This window comes from Tropicimonas sediminicola (assembly GCF_900188335.1).
In the GTDB taxonomy this organism is placed as follows: domain Bacteria; phylum Pseudomonadota; class Alphaproteobacteria; order Rhodobacterales; family Rhodobacteraceae; genus Tropicimonas; species Tropicimonas sediminicola.
Window position 1 is genome coordinate 40,942 of sequence record NZ_FZOY01000001.1, and the last position, 24,244, is coordinate 65,185.

Below are 24,244 nucleotides of genomic sequence, written 5' to 3' on the forward strand. Positions count from 1 at the left end.
AGGCAGGGCAGAGCACCTTCATGGGCGCCTATATCCTACGGCGATTGCTGCTGATCATTCCGACGCTGTTCGGGATCATGCTGATCAATTTCGTGCTGACGCAATTCGTCCCCGGCGGGCCGATCGAACAGATCATCGCCCAGGTCGAGGGCGAGGGCGACGTGTTCCAGGGCATTGCGGGCGGCGGTGACGCCGGCGGCGGGGCCGGCATGGAGAGCGCGGCGGACGACCGCTACCTCGGCGCGCGCGGCCTGCCGCAGGATTTCCTCGACGAACTCGAAGTGGACATGGGATTTGCCCGGATCACCTGCGCGGAAGGGTTCGAGGGCACACCCACGCTCGACGACCCGGCCTGCGAGAAGGAGGCCATCGGGATCATGGAGCGCTTTGCCATCCTGATGGGCAACTACCTGCGCTTCGACTTCGGCGAGAGCTACTTCCGCTCGATCTCCGTGGTGGACCTGGTGATCGAGAAGATGCCGGTTTCCATCACCCTCGGGCTCTGGTCGACGCTGATCGCCTACATCGTCTCGATCCCGCTCGGTATCCGCAAGGCGGTGAAGGACGGATCGAGCTTCGACACCTGGACCTCGGGCTTCATCATCGTCGCCTACGCGATCCCGGGGTTCCTGTTCGCGATCCTGTTGCTGGTGCTCTTTGCCGGCGGCTCCTACTGGCAGATCTTCCCGTTGCGCGGGCTGGTCTCGGAGGGCTGGGAGGACATGAGCCTGCTGGGCAAGATCGGCGACTACTTCTGGCACATCACCCTGCCGGTGATCGCCTCCACCATCTCCAGCTTCGCCACGCTGACGCTGCTGACCAAGAACTCCTTCCTGGACGAGATCAAGAAGCAGTACGTGATCACCGCCAAGGCCAAGGGCCTCAGCGAGAGCCGCGTGCTCTATGGCCACGTCTTCCGCAACGCGATGCTGATCGTGATCGCGGGCTTCCCTGCGGCATTCCTCAGCGTCTTCTTCGGGGCCTCGATCATCATCGAGACGATCTTCTCGCTGGACGGGCTCGGGCGGCTCGGCTTCGAGGCCGCCGTCGCAAGGGATTATCCGGTGGTGTTCGGCACGCTCTATGTCTTCGGGCTGATCGGCCTGCTGGTCGGGATCCTCTCCGACATGATGTATGTCTTCGTCGATCCGCGGATCGACTTCGAAAGCCGGCAGGTGTGACATGACGGACCAGCCGCTCGACACCCCCGTGCGCCCGAAGAAGGGCCTATTCTCCCTCTCGCCGCTGAACCAGCGGCGCTGGCGCAACTTCAAGCGCAACCGGCGGGCCTACTGGTCGCTGATCATCTTCGCGGTGCTCTTCGTGACCTCGCTGTTCGCCGAATTCATCGCCAATGACCGGCCGATCCTGATCCAGCATCGGGGCGAATACTATTTCCCGATCCGGAACTTCTATCCCGAGACGGCCTTTGGCGGCGATTTCCCGACGGAGGCCGTCTATCGCGACGTCGAGGTGCAATGCCTGATCGTCTCGGGCGGGCTCGAATGGTGCTTCGACGATCCCGAGGGGGTCATCGAGCAGGTCGAGGCCGGCGCCACGGAAATCGAGGGCGATGAGGTCGTCCGTGGCTGGATGATCTGGCCGATCGTGCCCTACAGCTACAACACGCCCAACACGCTCGGGCAGCCCGCGCCCTCGCCGCCGGACGCCGATCACTGGCTTGGCACCGACGACGCGACCCGGGACGTGCTGGCGCGGGTGATCTACGGCTTCCGGCTGTCGATCCTGTTCACCCTGATCGTCACCGTCAGTGCCTCGATCATCGGTATCGTCGCGGGCGCGGTTCAGGGCTATTTCGGCGGCTGGATCGACCTCGTGTTCCAGCGCTTCATCGAGATCTGGGTCTCCACGCCGTCGCTCTACATCATCATCATCATGTTCGCGATCCTGGGGCGAAGTTTCTGGCTGCTGGTCTTCCTGACAGTGCTCTTCGGCTGGCCGGCCCTCGTCGGCGTGGTGCGGGCGGAGTTCCTGCGGGCGCGAAACCTCGAATACGTGCGCGCGGCCAAGGCGCTCGGCGTATCGAACTGGAAGATCATGTTCCGCCACATGCTGCCCAACGCCATGGTGGCGACGCTCACCATGCTGCCCTTCATCGTGACGGCGACCATCGGCTCGCTGGCCTCGCTCGATTTCCTCGGCTTCGGGCTTCCGTCCTCGGCGCCCTCCCTGGGGGAGCTGACCTTACAGGCCAAGCAGAACCTGCAGGCGCCCTGGCTCGGCTTCACGGCATTCTTCGTCTTCGCGATCATGTTGTCGCTGCTGGTGTTCATCTTCGAAGGCGTCCGCGATGCCTTTGATCCGCGAAAGACCTTCCAATGACCGGGCCGGCGGACAGGACGGAGCGGGGCTTCCTGCCCCTCGCACTCCGGGGCTACTTGAGACCAGATGATGAGGCAGGGCCGCGCGATGTCTGAGCGAAACCTTCTGACTGTGCGCGACCTGCGGGTGTCGTTCCGGCAGGACGGGCGCGACATCCCGGCGGTCAAGGGCGTGTCCTTCGACGTGGCGGAGGGCGAAACCGTCGCGCTGGTGGGCGAATCCGGCTCGGGCAAGTCGGTCACGGCGCTCTCGACGGTGAGCCTGCTGGGCGAGAATGCCACCATCACGGGCTCGATCGACTACCTCGGCACCCAGATGGTGGGCGCGCCCGAGGCGGACCTGATGAAGGTGCGCGGCAACGATATCAGCTTCATCTTCCAGGAACCGATGACTTCGCTGAACCCGCTTCACACGCTGGAGCGGCAGTTGGTGGAATCGATCACGCTGCACCAGGGGCTTGTGGGAGATGCCGCCCGGGCGCGGGTTATCGAATTGCTCAACAAGGTCGGGATCCGCGACCCGGAGAGCCGGCTCGGCGCCTATCCGCACCAGCTCTCGGGCGGCCAGCGGCAGCGGGTGATGATCGCGATGGCACTGGCCAACGGTCCCGACCTGCTGATCGCGGACGAGCCGACCACGGCGCTCGACGTGACGATCCAGGCGCAGATCCTCGACCTGCTGGCGGAGCTGAAGCAAACCGAGCGGATGAGCCTGCTGTTCATCACCCACGACCTCGGCATCGTGCGCAAGATCGCCGACCGGGTCTGCGTGATGAAGGACGGCGAGATCGTCGAGACAGGGCCGACCCACGAGATATTCGCCAACCCCCGGCATCCCTACACGCAGAAGCTCCTCGCGGCCGAGCCCAAGGGGGTGATGGCTCCGATCCAGGGCAACCCGCAGGAGATCGTGTCGACCGACGGGCTGAGGATCTGGTTCCCGATCCAGCGCGGCTTCCTGCGCCGGACCGTGGGCCACGTTAAGGCTGTGAACGACGCGACACTGTCGGTCCGGGCGGGCGAAACGCTCGGGATCGTCGGCGAGAGCGGTTCCGGCAAGACCACGCTGGCGCTGGCGATCATGCGGCTGATCGCCTCCGAAGGGCCGGTGGTCTTCATGGGCGAGAACGTTCAGGGGCGGCCGCAGCGGCAGTTGCGAGACCTGCGCCGGCACATGCAGATCGTGTTTCAGGATCCCTACGGCAGCCTGAGCCCGCGGATGACGGTGGAGCAGATAATCGCCGAGGGTCTCGGCGTCCACAAGGCCGTTCGCAGTCGGTCGCGGCAGGAGATGGTGCGCGACATCATGGTCGAGGTCGGACTCGATCCGGCGACCATGCACCGATATCCGCACGAGTTCTCCGGCGGGCAGAGGCAGCGCATCGCAATCGCGCGGGCGATGATCCTCGAGCCGCGTCTGGTGGTGCTGGACGAGCCGACCTCGGCGCTCGACATGACCGTTCAGGTTCAGATCGTCGAGTTGCTGCGGCGGCTGCAGGAGCGCCACGGCCTCGCCTACCTGTTCATCAGCCACGACCTGCGGGTCGTGCGGGCGCTGTCGCACAAGGTGATCGTGATGAAGCAGGGCGACATCGTGGAAAGCGGCACGGCGCAGGAGATATTCCGTTCGCCGAAAACCGACTACACTCGCGAGTTGATCGCGGCGGCCTTCAACCTGGGCGAGGAGATGCCGCAGACCGGATGAGGTCTGCGGCGGGGCGCGCGCGTGTCAGATCGCGTGGCTGTGGCCGGCCTTGTCCATCTCGTAGGCGTCGAATGCCTTGGCGATCATCCGCGTGAGCGGCCGTCCAGCAGGCGGGATCTGAAGCCCCGAGCGGTCGACGGTCACGAAATCCCCGAAGGTCCGTTTCACCTCCGCGAACAGGCTGTCGACCTGATCGGCGCTGCCGCCCCAGCCGGAGAGGATCTCCTCGCGGTCGATGCGGAAATTGCACATGAGTGTCTCGATCATGCGGGCCCGCATCAGGTCCTGCCCGGCAAACGCATGGCCGCGGCCTGTGGCGAAGCGGCCTTCGCGGATTGCTTTGGTGTAGTCACCGGTGCCGGAGATGTTCTGCGCATAGCCTTGCGGGAAGCGTGAGATCGCCGAGGCGCCAAGTCCGATCAGCGCCGGGGCCGGGTCCACCGTGTAGCCCTGGAAGTTGCGCCTCAGGGTGCCGTCACGGGCGGCTTGCGCCATGGAATCGCCGGTCCGGGCGAAATGGTCGATGCCGACCTCGTCGTAGCCGTCCCAGACGAACAGCTTCCGGGCGGTTTCGAACAATTGCAGCCGGGCTTCCGGGGTCGGGAGCGCATCGGAGGGGATCAGCGTCTGTCGCCGCGCCATCCAGGGAACGTGCGCATAGCCGTAGAGCGCCACGCGGTCCGGCGAGAGCGAGAGCAGCTTCTGGACGCTGTCGGTGATCCTGGCGCGGCTCTGGTGCGGCAGGCCGTAGAGGATATCCGCGTTGAGGCTCGTCACCCCGCGGGCGCGGATGCCGTTCACCGCGGCTTCGGTGATCTCGAAGCTCTGCTCGCGGCCGATGATCTTCTGGATCTCCGGATCGAAATCCTGCACCCCGATCGACGCGCGGGTCATGCCGGCGGCGGCCAGTGCATCGAGCCGGGCGTCGTCGATCTCGTTCGGGTCGATCTCGACCGAGAATTCGCCGCCCTCCGCCATCGGCACGGCGCGAAAGATCGAATCGGCCAGGTCCAGCATCATTTCCGCCGACAGAAGTGTCGGTGTTCCGCCGCCCCAGTGCAGCGCGGACAATTTGACGCCCTCGGGCAGGGCGGCGCCAAGCATGGCGATCTCGGACTTCAGCGTCTCGAGATATCCGGCCACCGGAGACAGGCTCGAGGTGCCCTGCGTGCGGCAGGCGCAGAACCAGCAAAGCCTTCTACAAAACGGAATATGAACATATAGTGACACCCTCGAGTCGGGCGGCAGGGCGCCGACCCAATCCGAGAAATGCCTCGATCCGATGCCGGACCCGAAGTGCGGGGCCGTGGGATAGCTGGTGTAGCGAGGGACGCGGGCGTCAAAGAGCCCGAGCTTCGCAAGTTGCGATACCGTTTCCATGCGCTTACCTTTAGAGAGGCTCTGAACAGGGAACCTTGATCTCAATCAAGGATGGCGCGCGCGGATGGAAATGCAGGAAATCGAACTGACGCATCTGGAATGCTCGGATTGTCCGATCCGTCACCGCGCGGTTTGTGCGCGCTGTGATACCCAGGAACTCGATCAGCTCGAGGAAATGAAGTATTACCGGACCTTCGAGGCTGGCCAGACCATCGCCTGGACGGGAGACAAGCTCGATTTCGTCGCCACGATGGTCAGCGGAATCGCCACCCTGAGCCAGACGCTCGAGGACGGGCGCACGCAGATGGTCGGTCTGCTTCTGCCGTCCGATTTCATGGGGCGGCCCGGGCGCGAGATGGCGAGCTACGATGTGACGGCCACCACCGACGTCGTGATGTGCTGTTTCCGTAGGCGGCCCTTCGAGGACCTGATGCGGAACACCCCACATATCGCGCAACGCCTGCTGGAGATGACCCTCGACGAGCTGGACGCGGCGCGGGAATGGATGCTGCTGCTCGGGCGCAAGACCGCGCGCGAAAAGATCGCCAGCCTTTTGGCCATCATCGCCCGCCGCAATGCCTCGATCAACCTCGGCCGGGCAGGGGGGCGCATGGAGTTCGACCTGCCGCTGACCCGCGAGGCGATGGCCGATTACCTCGGCCTGACGCTGGAGACGGTGAGCCGCCAGGTTTCGGCGCTCAAGCGCGAAGGGGTGATCGAGCTGGCCGGCAAGCGGCACGTGTCGGTGCCGGATTTCGACCGCCTGATGCTTGAGACGGGTGACGATACCGACGGCGGCATCCCTGTCTGAGACGGGGGTATCCGGCCTACTTCAGATCAAGGGTTGTCCGTAAACGCCTCGGAACGGGAGCGGGCCGGTTCGGCCCTGCTCCCAATTGTCGGCCCTTCCGTCAGTGGCTCATGAACACCGGGACCTTCGCGGCTTCCAGCATGTCTCGGGTCGCTCCGCCCATGATCGCCTCGCGGAAGCGCGAGTGACCATAGGCGCCCATCACGAGCATGTCGGCCTGCTGGTCCTCGCAGTGACGGGCCAGCACATCCGCAGTGCGCGGCATCGTGGCGGCGATCACCGAGATCTCGGCCTTCACGCCGTGGCGCGAGATCATCTGCGACAGCATCCCGCCGGGGTCGGAGCGGTCCGGCCCGTGCCGCGGCGGGTCGATGATCACGATATTGGTCATCGACGCCTGCTTGAGCAGCGGCAGCGCGGCGCGCACGGCGTCGAGCGCCTCGGCACTCTGGTTCCAGGCGACGACGATCCGCTCGGGCTTCCTGGCGAGGGTCCCATCGGGCATGACGAGCACCGGCACGTTGCCGGCAAAGAGCGCCGCCTCGATCACCGCCTCCTCGGCCACGCCTTTGTCGTCGCCATAGGGCTTGGGAAGCACCACGAGATCGGAAAAGCGTGCGCGGTTGCCGACGAGGTTCTGGATCGTGCCGATCTGCGCCAGCGCCGCATCGCTGGACCAGCGGCAATCTTCCGTGGCCATGGCGGCGCGCACGGCCTCGTCGATTTCCTGGGCCTCCTGGCGCGCGCGCTCCAGGGTTGCCTGCTCGATCATCGCGTTGGTGCCGGCATAATAGTAGCCGGGCGTCGAGTGATCGATGCCAAGGGCCAGGATATCGAGATGCGCATCCTGGTTGCGGGTCATCGCGATGGCGCCGCGCAACGCGGAGCCGTCGAGGTTCGTATTGGTCAGAATCGTGAGGATCGATTTGTAAGCCATCTGGCCCACCTCCGGGCAGTCGGTGTCTGATCTGGAATGTAGGGCCGCAGCCATCGTGGCACCTTGACCTGTCTCAAGCAGTCCCTGCGACGACATTGACCTAGATCAATGCGGATGCGAACCCGTATCCTCAGAAGCGAGTGAGAAACGCAAAGGGGAGGGATATTGTTCCCTCCTCCAACTAACCAAGGGACAAACCATGTGGGATTACGCCAAGGTCACGGCGTTGGGGCTATTGGCGCTGGCAGCCGCCATCGCAGCCAACTACGCACGTGACGCAGCCTATCTCGTCCATGCGATCATCATCATGGTCGCTGCCGGGGTCGCATTCATCTGGAGCGTGCGTCAGATCGACGAGGAAAAACCGGCGGCGGAGGTGTCCGTGGGATATCTCGACGGCGTCGTTCGCTATGGCGTGGTCGCGACCGCCTTCTGGGGCGTGGTCGGCTTTCTCGCCGGCACGTTCATCGCCTTTCAGCTGGCCTTCCCGGTGCTCAACTTCGAATGGGCGCAACCCTACATGAACTTCGGACGGCTGCGGCCGCTGCACACCTCGGCGGTGATCTTCGCCTTTGGTGGCAACGCGTTGCTCGCGACCTCGTTCTACGTCGTGCAGCGGACCTCCGCGGCGCGTCTCTGGGGCGGCAACCTCGCCTGGTTCGTCTTCTGGGGCTACAACCTCTTCATCGTGCTGGCCGCCACCGGTTACCTGCTGGGCGCCACCCAGTCGAAGGAATATGCCGAGCCGGAATGGTACGTCGACCTCTGGCTGACGATCGTCTGGGTCGCCTATCTCGCCGTGTTCCTCGGCACGATCCTGAAGCGCCAGGAAAAGCACATCTACGTGGCAAACTGGTTCTTCCTGAGCTTCATCGTCACGGTCGCGATGCTGCACATCGTCAACAACCTCAGCCTGCCGGTGTCGATCTTCGGGTCCAAGTCGGTGCAGTTGTTCTCCGGCGTGCAGGACGCGATGACCCAGTGGTGGTACGGCCACAACGCAGTGGGCTTCTTCCTGACGGCGGGCTTCCTGGGCATGATGTACTACTTCGTGCCGAAGCAGGCCGAGCGCCCGGTGTTCTCCTACAAGCTCTCGATCATCCACTTCTGGGCGCTGATCTTCCTGTACATCTGGGCCGGTCCGCACCACCTGCACTACACCGCGCTGCCGGACTGGGCCTCGACCCTCGGCATGGTGTTCTCGATCATGCTGTGGATGCCCTCCTGGGGTGGCATGATCAACGGCCTGATGACGCTCTCGGGCGCCTGGGACAAGCTGCGGACCGACCCGATCATCCGCATGATGGTCGTCTCCGTCGGCTTCTACGGCATGTCCACCTTCGAAGGCCCGATGATGTCGATCAAGGCGGTGAACTCGCTCAGCCACTACACCGACTGGACCATCGGCCACGTGCACTCCGGTGCGCTCGGCTGGAACGGCATGATCACCTTCGGCGCGCTCTACTTCCTGACGCCGCGCCTGTGGAAGCGCGAAGGGCTCTATTCCAACGCCGCGGTGAACTGGCACTTCTGGCTCGCCACCATCGGCATCGTGCTCTACGCGGCCTCGATGTGGGTGACCGGCATCATGGAAGGCCTGATGTGGCGTGAAGTCGACGCCAACGGCTTCCTCGTGAACTCCTTCGCCGACACCGTCGAAGCCAAGTTCCCGATGTATGTCGTGCGCGGCCTCGGCGGCGTGCTCTACCTCACCGGCGCGATCATCATGTGCGCCAACCTCTGGCTCACCGTCACCCGCGGTCAGCCGAAAGCCGCCCCGGCCGCCGTTGCGGCGCCGGCCGAGTAAGGGAGGGCAGGACAGATGGCTCTTATCGACAAGCACAAGATCATCGAGACCAACGCGACGATCCTCTTCGCGCTCAGCTTCTTCGTCGTCACCATCGGTGGCATCGTGGAGATTGCGCCGCTCTTCTATCTCGAGAACACGATCGAGGACGTGGAGGGCGTTCGCCCCTACTCCCCGCTCGAGCTCGAGGGGCGCAACATCTACATCCGCGAAGGCTGCTACGTCTGCCACAGCCAGATGATCCGGCCGATGCGGGACGAGGTGGAGCGCTACGGCCACTACAGCCTCGCGGCGGAATCGCAATATGACCACCCGTTCCAGTGGGGCTCAAAGCGGACGGGGCCGGACCTCGCCCGCGTCGGCGGGCGCTACTCCGACGACTGGCACGTCGACCACCTGGTCAACCCGCAGTCGGTGGTTCCCGAATCCGTGATGCCGAAATACGGCTTCCTGCTCGACCGGATGCTGGACGGGAAATACATTCAGGAGGTCATGGAGACGAACGTCGCGGTCGGTGTGCCCTACACCGACGAGATGATCGAGAACGCGATGGCGGACTTCGTCGCCCAGGCCGATCCGGACAGCGATTACGACGCGCTGCTGGAGCGGTACCCGGGTGCGCAGGTGCGCAACTTCGACGGCGAGCCCGGTATCTCCGAGATGGATGCGCTGATCGCCTATCTCCAGATGCTCGGCACCCTTGTCGACTTCTCGACCTTCGAACCTGACGCCAGCCGTTAAGGAGGAGGGGAGCGTGGACACATACTCCCTCATGCGCGAGTTCGCGGACAGCTGGATGCTGCTGTTCCTCGTGCTCGTGTTCCTCGGCGTGATTCTCTGGGTCTTCCGGCCCGGCAGCGCCAAGGCTCAACGCGACAGTGCAAATATCATCTTCCGGCACGAGGACGCGCCAGCGGACCCGACGGAACTGGACCCCAAGGAGGTTCGGGAATGAGCAAACAACCCGTGAAGAAAAAGACCGACGACGTCGGCACGACCGGACACAGCTGGGACGGGATCGAAGAGTACAACAACCCGCTTCCGCGCTGGTGGCTGTGGACCTTCTACGCGACGGTGGTCTGGGCGCTGATCTACACGATCTTCTTCCCCGCCTGGCCGCTGGTGAACGGGGCGACGGCCGGTCTGCTCGGCCATTCGACCCGGGCCAACGTGGCCGAGGAGATCGCCATGTTCGAGGACGCCAACGCCGGCATCAAGCAGCGGCTGGTCGAGGCGGAGCTGACCGAGATCGCGGCGGACCCGGAGCTGAACAGCTACGCCCAGAACGCCGGCGCTGCCGTGTTCCGGACCTGGTGCGCCCAGTGTCACGGTGCCGGTGCACAAGGCGCGCAGGCGGCGGGCTACCCGAGCCTGCTCGACGACAGCTGGCTCTGGGGCGGCACGATCGAGGAGATCCACACCACGATCACCTACGGTATCCGCTACAACGACGATTCGCGCTTCGGTGACATGCTGGCCTTCGGGCGCGACCAGCTGCTGACCGAAGAGCAGATCAACCAGGTCGTCGCCTATGTGCAGCAGATCTCCGGCCAGGAGCATGACGCGGCGCTGGCCGCGGAGGGCGAGACGCTCTTCGCCGAGAACTGCGCCTCCTGCCATGCGGACGACGGCACCGGCGACATCACGCTGGGCGCACCCAACCTGACCGACGCGATCTGGCTCTACGGCGGCGATCAGGAAACGCTGTTCGAGACCCTGTGGAACGGTCGCGCCGGCGTCATGCCGCCGCGTGGCGGGGCCCCGGAATCGGCGGTCGACGAGGCGCTGGTCCGTGCGGTGGCCACCTATGTCCACAGCCTGGGCGGTGGGGTTGCCTCCGCCGAGTGATCGCCCAAAAGCGGTATCCACCCGATGCCCCGCCTCCGTGTGCCGGAGGCGGGGCATTCTCTTTTGGAAGGGACACCGTGGAAACAAGTGGCCCCTGAGACGGGCCACGACACTCCGGCATGATCTAAGTGCATGGCCGATATGACAAATCAAAGGCACATCGGGCATCCGCGTTTGATCTGGATCAAGGTTCGGAACGGCCGCGGAACCTAAAACAGGTTCAACGGCAACGACGGAGCCAGCCGGCCAAACGGCCCGATGATCCGCCAAGTCGAACAAAACATAGCGTTTCCAGAGGGTGTCCTCCCCTGGAAGATACGCCCCGGCCCTCCGTCCTGTTCGCGCGTTTCCTAGGAGGTCCGGGGCGCCTTTCTTTTCGGCCCCCACTCACGGTTTCACATTCAATTTACCGCGCGCGACACGCGGGCGCAGTTTCTGCGGTTCCGGCATTTGGTATCACTTCCGGAACCGCGGGCGGCACGACCGCAATTGATGCATGTCAATGACACCTTTTCCGTGCGCTCCGTATAGGGGCAGGACCGCGAACCCTCATCCACCGGAGATTTTCCGTGAGCGATACAGGCACACAGCCCGAACAGCTTTACGCCGCCCGTGAACCTGTCTTTCCCCGCAAGGTCAGCGGTCGCTTCCGCAACCTGAAGTGGGTGATCATGGTAGTCACCCTGGGCATCTATTACCTGACGCCCTGGATCCGTTGGGACCGTGGCCCGAACCTGCCCGACCAGGCGGTTCTGGTCGATCTCGCCAACCGGCGGTTCTTTTTCTTCTGGATCGAGATCTGGCCGCACGAGTTCTATTTCGTCGCCGGCCTGCTGATCATGGCGGGGCTCGGGCTGTTCCTGTTCACCTCCGCGCTCGGGCGGGTCTGGTGCGGTTATACCTGCCCGCAGACTGTCTGGACGGACCTGTTCATCCTCGTGGAGCGCTGGATCGAGGGCGACCGCAACGCCCGCCTGCGTCTGCACCGCCAGAAGAAGATGGATGCCCGCAAGCTGCGGTTGCGGGTCACCAAGTATGTCGTCTGGACCTTGATCGCGATCGCCACCGGCGGCGCCTGGGTGTTCTATTTCACCGACGCGCCGACCCTGCTGGGCGATCTCTTCACGCTGAACGCCCACGCCGCCGCCTATACGTCGATCGCCATCCTGACCTTCACAACGCTGGTCTTCGGTGGCTTCATGCGGGAGCAGGTCTGCATCTACATGTGCCCCTGGCCCCGGATCCAGGCGGCGATGATGGACCCCGACACGATCACTGTGGGCTACCGCGACTGGCGCGGCGAGCCGCGCGGCAAGCATCGCAAGTCGGCTGAAGCCGAGGCGGGAGAGCTGGGCGATTGCATCGACTGCATGGCCTGCGTGAACGTCTGCCCGATGGGGATCGACATCCGCGACGGGCAGCAGCTCGAGTGCATCACCTGCGCGCTCTGCATCGATGCCTGCGACGACATCATGGACAAGATCGGCAAGCCGCGCGGCCTGATCGGCTACCTGGCGCTGAGCGACGAGACCCGCGAGCGGGAAGGGGAGACGCCGCGGTCGGCCTGGTCGCACGTGTTCCGCGTTCGCACCATGCTCTACACCTTCCTATGGTCCGCTGTCGGCGTCGGGCTCGTCGTGGCGCTGTTCGTCCGGCCGGATATCTCGGCCACCGTCCATCCGGTGCGCCAGCCGGTCTATGTCACCATGTCGGACGGCACGATTCGCAACACCTACGATTTCGGTCTGCGCAACAAGCACGGCGACGACCGGCGCTTCCGCGTGACGCTGGTCTCCGATCACCTCGAGTTGCGCCTCGCCGTCGAGGGCACGCCCTACGAGAGCTTCATGGTGCCCGCCGACACCACCGGCAAGCAGCGGGTCTATGTGCTCGCGCCGGCCGGCTCGGAGGCGGCGATGGCTGACCGGAGCGAGATCCGCTTCTGGATCGAGGACCTTTCCAATGGCGAAAGGGTGTACAAGGACTCCACGTTCGTCGGCACAGGAGACAACTGAACATGCCCCTTACCGGTCGCAAGGTGTTCATCATCACCGCCAGCGCCTTCGGCGTGATCATCGCGGTCAACATCACCATGGCGGTGCTGGCCGTCGGGAGCTTTCCCGGCCTCGAGGTCAAGAACAGCTACGTCGCCAGCCAGACCTTCAACGACGACAAGGCCGCGCAGGAGGCGCTGGGCTGGACGGTGGATGCCGATGTGGAAGACGGCCTGCTGACCATCGCCTTCACCGGCCGCAGCGGCTATCCGGTGGAGGTCGAGAGCCTCGAGGCGATCCTCGGCCGGGCCACCCATGTGAAGGACGATTTCGAACCCGACTTCAGCTATCGGGACGGCACCTTCACCGCGCCAGTGGACCTTGCACCCGGAAACTGGAATATTCGCATGGTCGCAACGGCGCCGGACGGCACGCCGTTCCGCCAGCGAATCGCTCTCCATGTCGTCGACTGAGCGGGAATGACCGACAGCACCTACAGCGCTCCGCCCACCGCCTCCGCCTGCCCGGCCTGCGATGCCGCGCCGATGGCCCGGCGCATTGCAGCGAGCGGCGCACGGACCGAGGAGGCCGGACCCGGCCGGCTGCTTCTGTCGCTTCCCGGCATCCATTGCGCTGCCTGCATCACCACGGTGGAGCGGGCGCTCGACGCCCACCCGGGCGTGCGCTCGGCCCGGGTCAACCTGACGCTGAAGCGCGCCACGGTGGAGGCCGATCCCGGCGTGACCGCCGGGGACCTGGTGAAAGCGGTCAACGGTGTCGGCTACGAGGCGCACGAGCTGGAGAGCGCGGCGCTCAGCGCCACGGCGACGGACCGTCAGGGGCGCGAACTGCTGATGCGGCTGGCGGTGGCGGGTTTCGCTGCGATGAACGTCATGCTGCTGTCCGTGGCGGTCTGGTCCGGGGCGGCCGATGCCACGCGCGACCTGTTCCACTGGATCTCTGCGCTGATCGCCTTTCCGGCCATCGCATTCTGCGGCCAGCCGTTCTTCCGCAATGCCTGGGCGGCGCTCAGGCACGGGCGGCTCAACATGGACGTGCCGATCACGCTGGCGATCCTGCTGGCGCTCGGCACCTCGCTCTACGAGACCGCGCATTCGGGTGAGCACGCCTATTTCGACGCCGCGATCTCGCTCACCTTCTTCCTGCTCGCGGGTCGCTACCTGGACCACCGGACCCGCGCCATCGCCCGCTCCGCCGCCGAGGAACTGGCGGCGCTGGAGGTGCCACGCGCCGAGCGGCTGGTCGACGGTGCGCCGCAGGTGGTGAACGTGGCGGAGCTCGCTCCGGGCGACCTGATCCGCGTGCGTCCCGGCGGGCGGATGCCGGTGGACGGGGTGATCGGCGAAGGAACCAGCGAGATCGACCGGTCGTTGCTGACCGGGGAGACGCTGCCCGTCTTTGCCGAGCCGGGGCGCGAGGTGAGCGCGGGCGAGGTCAACCTGACCGGCCCGCTCACGATCCGCGTCACCGCCGCCGGGCGGGACAGCTCCCTGCACCGGATGGCCGACCTCGTGGCGATGGCCGAGAGCACCAAGAACCGCTACACCTCGCTCGCCGACCGCGCGGCGGGGCTCTACGCGCCGGGCGTGCACATCCTGTCCGCCGTTGCGGCAATCGGCTGGTATCTCTACACGCAGGACGCGCGGCTGGCGCTCAACATCGCTGCGGCGGTGCTGATCATCACCTGCCCCTGCGCACTCGGGCTCGCCGTCCCGGCGGTGACCACCGCCGCCTCGGGCAAGCTCTTCCGCAAGGGCATGCTGATCAAGGACGGCACCGCGCTGGAGCGCTTGGCCGAGGTCGACACGGTGATCTTCGACAAGACCGGCACGCTCACGCTGGGTGCGCCAGAGCTGGAGGAGCCGGAGGCGATCCCCGAAGAAGTCATGGCGCTCGCGGCAGGGCTGGCGGAGGGATCGTCGCACCCGCTCTCCCGCGCGCTCGCGGAGGCCGCGCAGGCGCGTGGCATTGCGCCCGCGTCGGTCGATTCGCTCGCGGAAGTGCCGGGCTATGGCACCGAGGCCAGGTGGCAGGGGCGGCGCGTCCGGCTCGGCCGGGCGGCCTGGGTCGGCGCGGCGCCCGGCGCGCGCACATCGGCCTGGCTCGCGGTCGAGGGCGAGGCGCCTGTCTGCTTCGGCTTCACCGACCGTTTGCGGCCGGGCGCCGAGGAGGCCGTGCGCGGGCTCAAGGACGCCGGGCTGCACGTCGCGCTGATCTCGGGCGACGCCGCGCCGGCGGTCCGCGCCTTTGCCGAGCGGCTGGGCATCGAGGACGTGACGGCCGAGGCGCTGCCCGCGGACAAGGCCGCGCGGGTCGAGGAACTCGCCGCGGCCGGACGGCGGGTGCTGATGGTCGGCGACGGCCTGAACGACACCGCCGCGCTGGCCGCCGCCCATGCTTCGATCTCGCCGGCTTCGGCGCTCGATGCGGCGCGGGTGGCCTCCGACATCGTGCTGCTCGGCGAGGACATCGCCCCGATTTCTGCCGCGGTCACCACGGCACACTCCGCCGTGACCCGGATCCGGGAGAACTTCACCATCGCCACGGTCTACAATGTGATCGCCGTGCCGATCGCCATCGCCGGCTTCGCCACCCCGCTGGCGGCGGCGCTCGCGATGTCGGCCTCCTCGATCACCGTCTCCCTGAACTCGCTCCGCCTGAGGTGACGCAATGGAAGTCCTCGCCTTCCTGATCCCGATCTCGCTGTTTCTCGGCGGGTTGGGACTTGTCGCGTTCTTCTGGACGGTCCGCAGCGATCAATACGACGATCCGGAAGGCGACAGTCACCGGATCCTGTCGGACGAGTTCGACGACAAGCCCAAGTCCTGATCGGTCGCGCGCCGGCGATACGAAAATGGCGGCCCCGACAGGCCGCCATTTGCGCGTGAGTGGTCTGGATTGAGCCGCGTTCCGTCAGGAACCGTTCGGACTGATCGTCCTGCATTCGGTGCCGCGGGCTTCGAGCTTGCGGCAGGCGAGGCCGGCCTGCTCTTCGCTGAGGCCGATGAAATTGGCCTCGAACCCCTTGGCGCCTTGGGCGACCTTGCGCAGCGCGCCGTCCAGCGTCGCCATCTCGGTCAGGGCGGTCTTCAGCAGCACGCGCTCGGCCTTGTACCGCGAGGGATAGGCGCCGACGTTGATGCCCCAGCGGCGGCCGCCCGACGTGGAGACGCGGCTCACCACGACCTGCTCGGCCGCGGCCTGCGCCTGCGGTTTGGCGGCGGCGAAGTCGAGCCGCTTCGGGCGGGGTTCCGGGTTGGGGCTGGTGGTGAAGGCGGCCATCTGGACCGTCTCCGTCTCGGTGTCTGCCTGAGGCCGCGCCTCGGGAGCCTCGGTCGAGGTGACGGCCGCGGTCTCCACGGCGTCCTCGATGGCTTCCTTCGCCCCGGCGGCCAGGGCCACGGCGGCTTCGATCCCGGTCTGCATCGCCGCGAGTTTCACGTCGGCAGGCGCGCCACGGACCGGACGGCCGACCGGCCGGATCGACTGATTGACCGCGCGGGCGACCTGGATGGTTTTGGCGCCCGGAGCGCCGCCATTGCCGACATATTGCGGCGGGGAAGGCTTGCGGACGTTGGCCAGCCGCGGCGCGCGGCTGAAACCCATGTCCATCAGCTCTGCCACCTTCGCGTTGCGCGCGGTGCTGGAGGTGGCGCCCATGACAGTGGTGATGATACGGGTGTCGCCGCGATGCGCCGAGGCCACGAGGTTGGAACCGGCGGCGTTGGTGAACCCGGTCTTGATCCCGTCGGCGCCCTTGTAGGAGCTCAGGAACTTTCGGTTGGTGTTCGCGACCGTGCGAAGCTTGGCATCCGTCTCGAGGCGGGAGAACAGGTTGTAGTAAGCCGGGTAGTCATAGAACAGGTGACGGCCGAGGATCGTCATGTCGCGGGCGGTCGACAGATGCCCCTCTTCGGTCAGGCCGTGCATGTTCTTGAAGGTCGTCCGGGTCATGCCGAGCGCCTTGGCGGTGCGGTTCATGCGCCGGGCGTAGGCGGCCTCGCTCCCTTCGATCGCCTCGCCGATTGCGGTGGCGGCATCGTTGGCCGACTTCACCGCCGCGGCGCGGATCAGGTAGCGGAGCTCGATGGTCTGCCCGGCCTGCAGGCCCAGCTTCGAGGGCACCTCGTTCGCCGCCTTCTTGGAGATGCGGACCTTGGTGTCGAGCCCGATCTCGCCATGCTCGATCGCCTCGAACGCCACGTAGAGCGTCATCATCTTGGTCAGCGACGCCGGGTGCACCCTGGTGTCGGCGTTCTGGGAATACAGCACCTCGCCGCTGCGTGCGTCCATAACCATGGCGGCGAACGGCGCCGCGCCGGCACGGATGCTGGTGCCGATCATGACACTGAAGGTGAGGATAAATATCACGGAAATCGCGAGCGCACGGCGCCCGCCAATGCTCGTCGTCATCTCGAAGCCTGCCTCTGTCTGCCTCGTCCCGCCCGGTTTTCCGGGTCGGATTCTTTTGCTCGTGACAAAGGTAGCACGACAAAGGGGAGTCGAAAAGCGTTCGCTTTCAAGCGCTTTCGAGGTGACATTCAAGCCACATCGCAACATCTCGGGGCCAGTTTGGCCCAAGGCACCAGATCTCAGCCGATCTCGTCCACCAGGCCGGCCAACTGCCCGAGGTTCTCCAGAACACGAAAACGTGCGTGGCCCTCGGGCGCCTCGGCCTGCTCCAGCGCCCAAGCCAGTTGGAACGGCACATGGACGCCCCAGGCCCCGGCCTCGATGGCCGGGAGGACGTCGGATTTCATCGAATTCCCGACCATCACGGCGCGCTCCGGCCCGTCACCATGGGCGGAGAAGACGCGGGCATAGACCTCGGGCGTCTTTTCCGAGACAATTTCCACCCCGTCGAAATACTCCCAAAGCCCCGATTCCGTGAGTTTGCGCTCCTGGTCCAGAAGGTCACCCTTGGTGATCAGCAGCACGCGGTGATCGGAATTCGCCATCGCCTCCACCGCGGCGCGGGCCTCGGGCAGGAGTTCGATCGGGTGGCGGAGCATGTCCTGGCCGATCTCGAGAATCCGGTGGATCACCGAGGCGGGAACCCGGGAATCGGTGACCTCGATCGCGGTCTCGATCATCGACAGCATGAAGCCCTTGATGCCGTATCCGTAGTGGCCGATGTTGCGCCGCTCCGCCTCGAGCAGGCGCTCGTCGAGGCTGTCGCGGTCGCTGTAATCGCTCAGAAGGTCGGCGAATCGGTCCTGCGTCAGCACGTAGAAGCGCTCGTTGTGCCAAAGCGTGTCGTCCGCGTCGAAACCGATTGTGGTGATTTTCATCGCCCATTCCCCCCGCCACGCGCGTCTGAACCCTTTTCAGACCCTGTGTGACGACTATATAACCGCAACGAACGCCCCAATTCCCAGTAGCCAATGGAGCGCACCGCGCCTTGAAACGCCTGAGCGATCCCATCCTGTCCGCAGACGATGACGACCGGACCGACGGCGAGACGGGTGTGGCCACCAAGACGCGGCCGCGCACCCAGCGTCCGCCGCTCTACAAGGTGTTGCTGCTGAACGACGACTATACGCCGATGGAGTTCGTGGTCCATATCCTGGAGAGGTTCTTCGGGATGACCCATGCGCAGGCCTTCGAACTGATGCTGGTGGTCCACAAGCGCGGCGTTGCCGTTGTGGGCGTGTTCAGCCACGAGGTGGCCGAGACGAAAGTGGCGCAAGTGATGGATTTCGCCCGCCGGCACCAGCACCCGCTGCAATGCACCATGGAAAAGGAATGACCGCGCCATAGGGCGCGGCCGATCTTTCGGAGAAAGATCGTGCCTCCGGCGGGGATATTTACGGACAGAAGAAGCGAAGTGTGCCCGGCGGATCAGCTGTCGAGCCCGGCCAGAAGGCGGGTCTTGTGGCCCGCGCCGGTCAGCGCAGACGAAAGGTCCGCGAGCGTGTCGAGCGAGTGGCAGGCGGCGAAGCTGTCGACATGCGGCAGCAGCGCCCGGATGCCGCCGGCCTGGGGCGCAAAGCCGTCGAAGCGCAGCAGCGGGTTGAGCCAGATCAGGTGCCGGCAGGACAGGGCGAGCCGCTCGGCCTGCTGGTTGAGCAGGTCCGGGTCGCCGCGTTCCAGCCCGTCCGAGATCAGCAGCACCACGGCACCGCGCCCGAGCACCCGGCGTGACCAGTCCTTGTTGAACCGCTCCAGCGCCTCGCCGATCCGCGTGCCGCCGCGCCAGTCCTGCGCCTCGCGGCCGACCGCCTCCAGCGCGAGGTCGGGGTCCTTGTGGTGCAGCGCGCGGGTGACGTTGCTCAGCCGCGTGCCGAAGGTGAAGCTGTGGATGCGGCCCCAGGCGCCGTCCTGCGACTGCCCCAGGGCGTGCAGGAAATGCATCAGCATCCGCGAGTAGACCGACATCGACCCCGAGATGTCGCAGAGCGCCACCAGGTCCGGCGGGCGCTGGCGGGGACGGGTGGTCGACAGCCGATCGATCTCGCCGCCCCGACGCAGCGAGCGGCGTAACGTGGCGTGGATGTCGGGGTGCCGGCCATGGGGGGCAGGGGCCTGGCGCCGGGTGCGGATCGGCGGCACCGGCAGGCGCAGGCTGCGGATCGCGCGGGTGGCCTCGGCCAGTTCGGCGGCGCTCATCTGTTCGAAATCCATCGCCCTGAGCCGCTCGGTGTCGGACCAGTTCAGATGCGCCTCGATCTCGATCTCCTGCCGATCCTTTTTCGGAGGCGGGCGCTCCGGCCGGTCGCCGAGTGCGTCGGAGGCACGGCGTTCGGCGGCCTTGGGGCGGGTGTCCTCCGGCTGACCGCGCAGGGCCGGCGAGAGCATGTGGATCATGTGTTCGAGGAAGTCGGGGTCGCGCCAGAACATGGCGAAGATCTGGTGGTAGATCTCGAGGTCGCTGGCGCGGTTGATCAGGGTCGCCCGCAGGGTGTGGTAGAAATCGACCCGGTGGGTGAAGCCCGCAGCCTCGACCGCGCGCACCGCGTTCTCGACCTGCGCAGTGCCGACCTTCACGCCCGCCTTGCGAAGGGCGCGGGTGAAATGGACGATGTTCTCGACCAGCCGGCCGTCGACCTCGCCGGGCCGGCGCGCGGCGGTCATCCCGCGGTGGCGAGGCGGGCCTTGGCCTCGTCGAGCAGGCGCGTCGCCTCGGCGCCGGCGATGCGGGTGATGTCGTCCTGGTATTTCAGCAGCCCGCCGAGCGTGTCGGAGATGACCTCGGGCGAGAGCGCCACCGTGTCGAGCGCGATCAGGCAGCGCGCCCAGTCGATGCTCTCGGCCACGCCGGGCGTCTTGAACAGGTCAGCGCCGCGCAGGCTCTGGACGAAGGCGACGATCTCGGCGGAGAGCGCATCGGTCGCTTCCGGCACCCGGGCGCGCAGGATCTCCATCTCGCGGGTGAAACTGGGGTAATCGACCCAGTGATACAAGCAGCGCCGCTTCAGCGCGTCGTGCACCTCGCGGGTGCGGTTCGAGGTCAGCACCACGATCGGCGGTTCGGGGGCGCGGATCGGTCCAAGCTCGGGGATGGTGACTTGGAAATCGGACAGCGCCTCGAGCAGGAAGGCCTCAAAAGGTTCGTCGGTGCGGTCGATCTCGTCGATCAGCAGCACGGGCGGCCCTTCGGCATGGGGTTCCATCGCCTCCAGCAGCGGGCGGCGGATCAGGAAATCCTCGGAGAAAAGCTCGCTCTGGAGGGCGGCCCGGTCGGCCCCGCCAGTGGCCTCGGCGGTGCGGATCGCGATCATCTGGGCGGAGAAGTTCCACTCGTAGATCGCGGAGGCGGCGTCGAGCCCCTCGTAGCATTGCAGGCGGATCAGGCGGCGGCCGAGGGCCGCGGCAAGCGCCTTGGCGATCTCCGTCTTGCCGACGCCGGCCTCGCCTTCGAGGAAGAGCGGTTTTCCGAGGCGCAGCGCCAGGAAGGCGACGGTGCCCAGGTCGCGGCCGCAGACGTAGTTCTGCCCGTTGAGCAGCGCGATGGTGTCGTCGATGGATGAAGGGATCTCGCCCAAGGTCGCGCGCTCCTCCTGCTTGCGGTTCGGGGAAGACTAGGCGGCAGTTTCGCCGCTGTCCACGTTTGGGAGCGCTTGCCCCGCGGCGGCGGCGGTCTAAGAATGGTCGAAACGCGGGGGGAAAATGACCGAAATCGTTTCGGGTCCGGCAAGGGATCCAATTTCAGAGCTGCTCTCTCGGCCGGAGGAGTCCGTGCTGGCGGTGATCGTCGGGGTCGAGGGGCCATCCTACCGGCCGGTCGGAGCCACGATGGCGATCTTTGCCGATGGCGCGCGGGCGGGGACGCTGTCGTCGGGCTGCGTGGAATCCGACATCGCGCTGCACGGGCTGGATACGCTGGAGCGGGGGCGGCCCACGGTGCTGCGCTACGGGCGCGGCTCGCCCTTCATCGACATCCAGCTTCCCTGCGGCGGCGGGCTCGACATCCTGCTCCTGCCGCGGCCGGACCGCGAGGCGTTGGGTGATCTCGCGCAGCGGCGGGCGGCGCGGCAGCCCTGCACGCTGGAAGTGGCGGAGGAGACCGGCGCGATGGCGATCCGGGAGACCGGCGAGACCGGCCGCGACGCCGGCCTGTTCCGCCTGCGCTGCCTTCCGGAGCTGCGGTTCCTGGTGTTCGGCAAGGGACCCGAGGCGAGCACGTTCGCCGCGCTGGTGAAGTCGGCAGGCTATCCCAACATGCTGCTCTCGCCCGACGCCGAGACGCTGGAGGAAGCCGCGCGCGCCGGGAGCGAGACGCGGCACCTGGTGCGGCCATTCCTGCCGGAGGATGTGGCCGTCGATGCCTGGACGGCGATCGTTCTGTTCTTCCACGATCACGACTGGGAGCCGCCGATCCTGGAGGGCGCGCTCGCGACGAAGGCGTTTTATATCGGCGCGCAGGGCAGCCAGCGGGCGCGGGATGCACGACTGCTGATGCTGGAAGGCATGGGCGTGCCGGAGGACGCGCGGGCGCGGCTGCACGGGCCGGTGGGGCTGATTCCCTCCGCACGGGACGCGCGCACGCTTGCCGTCTCTGTCCTCGCCGAGATCCTCGCGGAGGCGCCCTGGGTGCGGGCATGACACGGGTCGGGCTGGTCCTGGCGGCGGGCCGATCCGCGCGGTTCGGGCTGGAGAACAAGCTGCTGGCGCCGTTCCGGGGCCGTCCCCTCGCGGCCTGGGCGGCCGAGGCCATGCGGGGTGTCGCGCTCGATCACCGGCTGGTCGTCACCTCCTCGGCGGAGGTCGCGGCCCTGTTCGAAGGGTTCGAGGTAGTGCCCGGCGCGGGCGAGATGGCCGGGCAGGCCGACAGCCTCCGGGCGGGCGTGGCGCGGGCCTGGGCGCTTGGTGCGGAGCGCCTGCTGATCGCGCTGGCCGATATGCCGCAGGTCGGGGCCGAGGTGATGGAGGCGGTGCTGGCCCGGTGCAGTGACACCTGCGCCAGCGCGGTGACGGACGGCCGCCGCAGGATGCCCCCCGCCTGTTTCCCGAAATCCGATCTCGCCGCTCTGTCCGGGCTGCAGGGCGACCGCGGGGCCGGCGCGCTCCTGCGCGGCCTGCCCGCAACTGCGCTGGTGAGGGTGTCCGCGGATATGCTGGCCGATGTCGATACAGTGGCCGATCTCGCGGCGCTCGCTGCGTCCAACGGTCACGAACCCGGCAACCGCCCATAGAACATCCAGCTCCGTGCATGGAGCGGTCCTGCTGTCGTTACGGGAAGTGGAGGCCCGGCTTGCATCCATTTTGGTTTGGATGTCTAACTTTGGGCATGTGCCCCGGAAGTGGGCAGATCTCGCAGGGAGACTACTTATGAAACAGACGCGGACATTTACCGCAGCGCTCATGTGTGCCGGCGTGCTCGCCGGTGCGGCTTCGGCGCAGACACTCGTATATTGCTCCGAGGGTTCGCCCGAGGGCTTCGACCCGGCGCTCTACACCTCGGGCACGACCTTCGATGCCTCCGAGCACCCGATCTACGACAAGCTCGTGCTTTTCGAGACCGGCAGCACCAACGTGGTTCCGGGCCTCGCCGAGAGCTGGGAAGTGTCGGAGGACGGGCTGGAGTACACCTTCAACCTCCGTCAGGGCGTCAAGTTCCACAGCAACGACGCCTTCACGCCGACCCGCGACTTCAACGCCGACGACGTGATCTTCTCGTTCGAGCGTCAGTGGAAGGACGACAACCCCTACAAGGAAGTCTCCGGCGGCACCTGGGAATATTTCGACGGCATGTCGATGCCCGACCTGCTGAAGGAGATCGTCAAGGTCGACGACTACACGGTGAAATTCGTGCTGAACCGGCCCGAGGCGCCGATGATCGCGAACCTCGCCATGGGCTTCGCCACGATCGTCTCCAAGGAATACGCCGACGCGATGCTGGAGGCCGGCACGCCCGAGCAACTGAACCAGGCGCCGATCGGCACCGGTCCGTTCAAGTTCGTGGCCTACCAGAAGGATGCCGTCATCCGCTACGTGCGCAATGACGACTACTGGCGCGAGCCGGCGGCCATCGAGAACCTGGTCTTCGCGATCACGCCCGATGCCTCCGTGCGCTACCAGAAGCTGCAGGCCGGCGAATGCCACGTGATGCCCTATCCGAACCCGGCCGACATCCAGGCGATGAAGGACAACCCGGACATCAACGTGATGGAGCAGGAAGGCCTGAACGTGGGCTACCTCGCCTACAACACGACCCAGGCGCCCTTCGACAACCCGAAGGTCCGCAAGGCGCTCAACATGGCCATCGACAAGCAGGCCATCATCGACGTCGTGTTCCAGGGCTCCGGCCAGATCGCCAAGAACCCGATCCCGCCGACCATGTGGTCCTACAACGACGCGATCGAGGACGATGCGTTCGATCCGGAAGCCGCCAAGGCCGCACTCGAGGCCGAGGGCGTCACCGACCTCAGCATGAAGGTCTGGGCGATGCCTGTGCAGCGTCCGTACAACCCGAACGCCCGCCGCATGGCCGAGCTGATCCAGGCCGACATGGCCAACATCGGCGTCGACGTGGAGATCGTCTCCTACGAGTGGGGTGAGTATCTCAGCCGCTCGCGCGAACTCGACCGCGACGGTGCGATCCTGCTCGGCTGGACCGGCGACAACGGCGACCCGGACAATTTCCTCGCCGTTCTGCTCGGCTGCGACGGTGTCGAGAACTCCAACCGTGCCCAGTGGTGCTACGAGCCCTTCGAGGAAGTGATCCAGAAGGCCAAGATCACCACCGACGTCGCGGAGCGCACCGCGCTCTACGAAGAGGCGCAGGTCATCTTCAAGGAGCAGGCGCCCTGGGCCACCATCGCCCACTCGGTCGTCTTCATGCCGATGCGTCCCGAAGTGGAGGGCTACAAGGTCCACCCGCTCGGTGGCCACATCTTCTACGGCGTCAGCATCGCCGAATGATCTCAACCGTGGTCCGGGGCGCTCAGGCGCCCCGG

Annotated in this window: 22 protein-coding genes; 16 read left to right on the forward strand and 6 right to left on the reverse strand. The window is 66.2% G+C overall.

The features are described from left to right. Positions 1-20 precede the first annotated feature (20 nt). The 3 genes from CHB86_RS00175 to CHB86_RS00185 all read left to right on the forward strand — a co-directional run bounded on the left by CHB86_RS00175 (position 21) and on the right by CHB86_RS00185 (position 4,047). A complete protein-coding gene (locus tag CHB86_RS00175; protein WP_089230539.1) occupies positions 21-1,181 on the forward strand; it encodes a microcin C ABC transporter permease YejB in 1,161 nt (386 codons plus the stop codon). A gap of 1 nt (position 1,182) precedes the next feature. Further along, positions 1,183-2,343, forward strand: coding sequence for an ABC transporter permease (locus CHB86_RS00180; RefSeq protein WP_176442721.1), 1,161 nt, complete (start codon positions 1,183-1,185; stop codon positions 2,341-2,343). Positions 2,344-2,430: 87 nt separating this feature from the next. Continuing rightward, a complete protein-coding gene (locus CHB86_RS00185; protein ID WP_089231534.1) occupies positions 2,431-4,047 on the forward strand; it encodes an ABC transporter ATP-binding protein in 1,617 nt (538 codons plus the stop codon). Between the two features lie 24 nt (positions 4,048-4,071). On the opposite strand, the gene hemN is transcribed toward CHB86_RS00185, so the two are convergent. Continuing rightward, positions 4,072-5,427, reverse strand: coding sequence for an oxygen-independent coproporphyrinogen III oxidase (gene hemN, locus CHB86_RS00190; protein ID WP_089230541.1), 1,356 nt, complete (start codon positions 5,425-5,427; stop codon positions 4,072-4,074). Between the two features lie 64 nt (positions 5,428-5,491). On the opposite strand from hemN, the gene fnrL reads away from it, so the two are divergent. Beyond that, on the forward strand, positions 5,492-6,238 hold the full coding sequence (gene fnrL / locus CHB86_RS00195; RefSeq protein ID WP_089230542.1) for a transcriptional regulator FnrL: 747 nt from the start codon (positions 5,492-5,494) through the stop codon (positions 6,236-6,238). Between the two features lie 100 nt (positions 6,239-6,338). Here fnrL and CHB86_RS00200 read toward each other — a convergent pair whose 3' ends face one another. Next, positions 6,339-7,175 (reverse strand): universal stress protein, encoded by an 837-nt coding sequence (locus CHB86_RS00200; RefSeq protein WP_089230543.1) that lies wholly within the window; start codon positions 7,173-7,175, stop codon positions 6,339-6,341. A 199-nt stretch (positions 7,176-7,374) separates the two neighbouring features. Between CHB86_RS00200 and ccoN the strand changes: the two genes are divergently transcribed. The 8 genes from ccoN to ccoS all read left to right on the forward strand — a co-directional run bounded on the left by ccoN (position 7,375) and on the right by ccoS (position 15,674). After that, a complete protein-coding gene (gene ccoN / locus CHB86_RS00205) occupies positions 7,375-8,982 on the forward strand; it encodes a cytochrome-c oxidase, cbb3-type subunit I (RefSeq protein WP_089230544.1) in 1,608 nt (535 codons plus the stop codon). A gap of 15 nt (positions 8,983-8,997) precedes the next feature. Next, on the forward strand, positions 8,998-9,723 hold the full coding sequence (gene ccoO / locus CHB86_RS00210) for a cytochrome-c oxidase, cbb3-type subunit II (RefSeq protein ID WP_089230545.1): 726 nt from the start codon (positions 8,998-9,000) through the stop codon (positions 9,721-9,723). A gap of 13 nt (positions 9,724-9,736) precedes the next feature. Next, a complete protein-coding gene (locus CHB86_RS00215; RefSeq protein WP_089230546.1) occupies positions 9,737-9,937 on the forward strand; it encodes a cbb3-type cytochrome c oxidase subunit 3 in 201 nt (66 codons plus the stop codon). Next, positions 9,934-10,830, forward strand: a complete 897-nt coding sequence (gene ccoP / locus CHB86_RS00220; RefSeq protein ID WP_089230547.1) for a cytochrome-c oxidase, cbb3-type subunit III — start codon at positions 9,934-9,936, stop codon at positions 10,828-10,830. The genes CHB86_RS00215 and ccoP overlap by 4 nt, the downstream gene beginning before the upstream one ends. A gap of 569 nt (positions 10,831-11,399) precedes the next feature. Next, a complete protein-coding gene (ccoG, locus tag CHB86_RS00225) occupies positions 11,400-12,845 on the forward strand; it encodes a cytochrome c oxidase accessory protein CcoG (RefSeq protein WP_089230548.1) in 1,446 nt (481 codons plus the stop codon). 2 nt (positions 12,846-12,847) lie between these two features. Beyond that, on the forward strand, positions 12,848-13,297 hold the full coding sequence (locus CHB86_RS00230; protein ID WP_089230549.1) for a FixH family protein: 450 nt from the start codon (positions 12,848-12,850) through the stop codon (positions 13,295-13,297). A gap of 6 nt (positions 13,298-13,303) precedes the next feature. After that, positions 13,304-15,511 carry a heavy metal translocating P-type ATPase gene (locus tag CHB86_RS00235; protein ID WP_425445397.1) on the forward strand — a complete coding sequence of 736 codons (2,208 nt, stop codon included), beginning with the start codon at positions 13,304-13,306 and terminating at the stop codon, positions 15,509-15,511. A 4-nt stretch (positions 15,512-15,515) separates the two neighbouring features. After that, positions 15,516-15,674 carry a cbb3-type cytochrome oxidase assembly protein CcoS gene (ccoS, locus tag CHB86_RS00240; protein ID WP_089230550.1) on the forward strand — a complete coding sequence of 53 codons (159 nt, stop codon included), beginning with the start codon at positions 15,516-15,518 and terminating at the stop codon, positions 15,672-15,674. An 84-nt stretch (positions 15,675-15,758) separates the two neighbouring features. Here ccoS and CHB86_RS00245 read toward each other — a convergent pair whose 3' ends face one another. Beyond that, complete coding sequence (locus CHB86_RS00245; RefSeq protein WP_089230551.1) at positions 15,759-17,258, reverse strand: D-alanyl-D-alanine carboxypeptidase family protein; 1,500 nt, start codon at positions 17,256-17,258, stop codon at positions 15,759-15,761. A gap of 179 nt (positions 17,259-17,437) precedes the next feature. Then, entirely contained in the window at positions 17,438-18,136 is a 699-nt protein-coding gene (locus tag CHB86_RS00250; RefSeq protein WP_089230552.1) for an HAD family hydrolase, read from the reverse strand. 131 nt (positions 18,137-18,267) lie between these two features. On the opposite strand from CHB86_RS00250, the gene clpS reads away from it, so the two are divergent. Further along, positions 18,268-18,594: an ATP-dependent Clp protease adapter ClpS gene (gene clpS, locus CHB86_RS00255; protein WP_245837724.1), complete on the forward strand. Its 327-nt coding sequence runs from the start codon at positions 18,268-18,270 to the stop codon at positions 18,592-18,594. A gap of 92 nt (positions 18,595-18,686) precedes the next feature. Here the strand turns inward: clpS and CHB86_RS00260 are convergent, their stop codons facing one another. Together CHB86_RS00260 and CHB86_RS00265 are read right to left on the reverse strand one after the other, a co-directional pair. Further along, a complete protein-coding gene (locus CHB86_RS00260) occupies positions 18,687-19,919 on the reverse strand; it encodes a vWA domain-containing protein (protein WP_089230554.1) in 1,233 nt (410 codons plus the stop codon). Further along, positions 19,916-20,830 (reverse strand): AAA family ATPase, encoded by a 915-nt coding sequence (locus CHB86_RS00265; RefSeq protein ID WP_089230555.1) that lies wholly within the window; start codon positions 20,828-20,830, stop codon positions 19,916-19,918. The genes CHB86_RS00260 and CHB86_RS00265 overlap by 4 nt, the downstream gene beginning before the upstream one ends. Positions 20,831-20,954: 124 nt before the next feature. Between CHB86_RS00265 and CHB86_RS00270 the strand changes: the two genes are divergently transcribed. The 3 genes from CHB86_RS00270 (at position 20,955) to CHB86_RS00280 (ending at position 24,209) form a co-directional block, all read left to right on the forward strand. After that, positions 20,955-21,890: an XdhC family protein gene (locus CHB86_RS00270; protein ID WP_089230556.1), complete on the forward strand. Its 936-nt coding sequence runs from the start codon at positions 20,955-20,957 to the stop codon at positions 21,888-21,890. Continuing rightward, a complete protein-coding gene (locus CHB86_RS00275) occupies positions 21,887-22,480 on the forward strand; it encodes a nucleotidyltransferase family protein (protein WP_089230557.1) in 594 nt (197 codons plus the stop codon). The genes CHB86_RS00270 and CHB86_RS00275 overlap by 4 nt, the downstream gene beginning before the upstream one ends. A 136-nt stretch (positions 22,481-22,616) precedes the next feature. Beyond that, on the forward strand, positions 22,617-24,209 hold the full coding sequence (locus CHB86_RS00280; RefSeq protein ID WP_089230558.1) for an ABC transporter substrate-binding protein: 1,593 nt from the start codon (positions 22,617-22,619) through the stop codon (positions 24,207-24,209). Positions 24,210-24,244 lie beyond the last annotated feature (35 nt).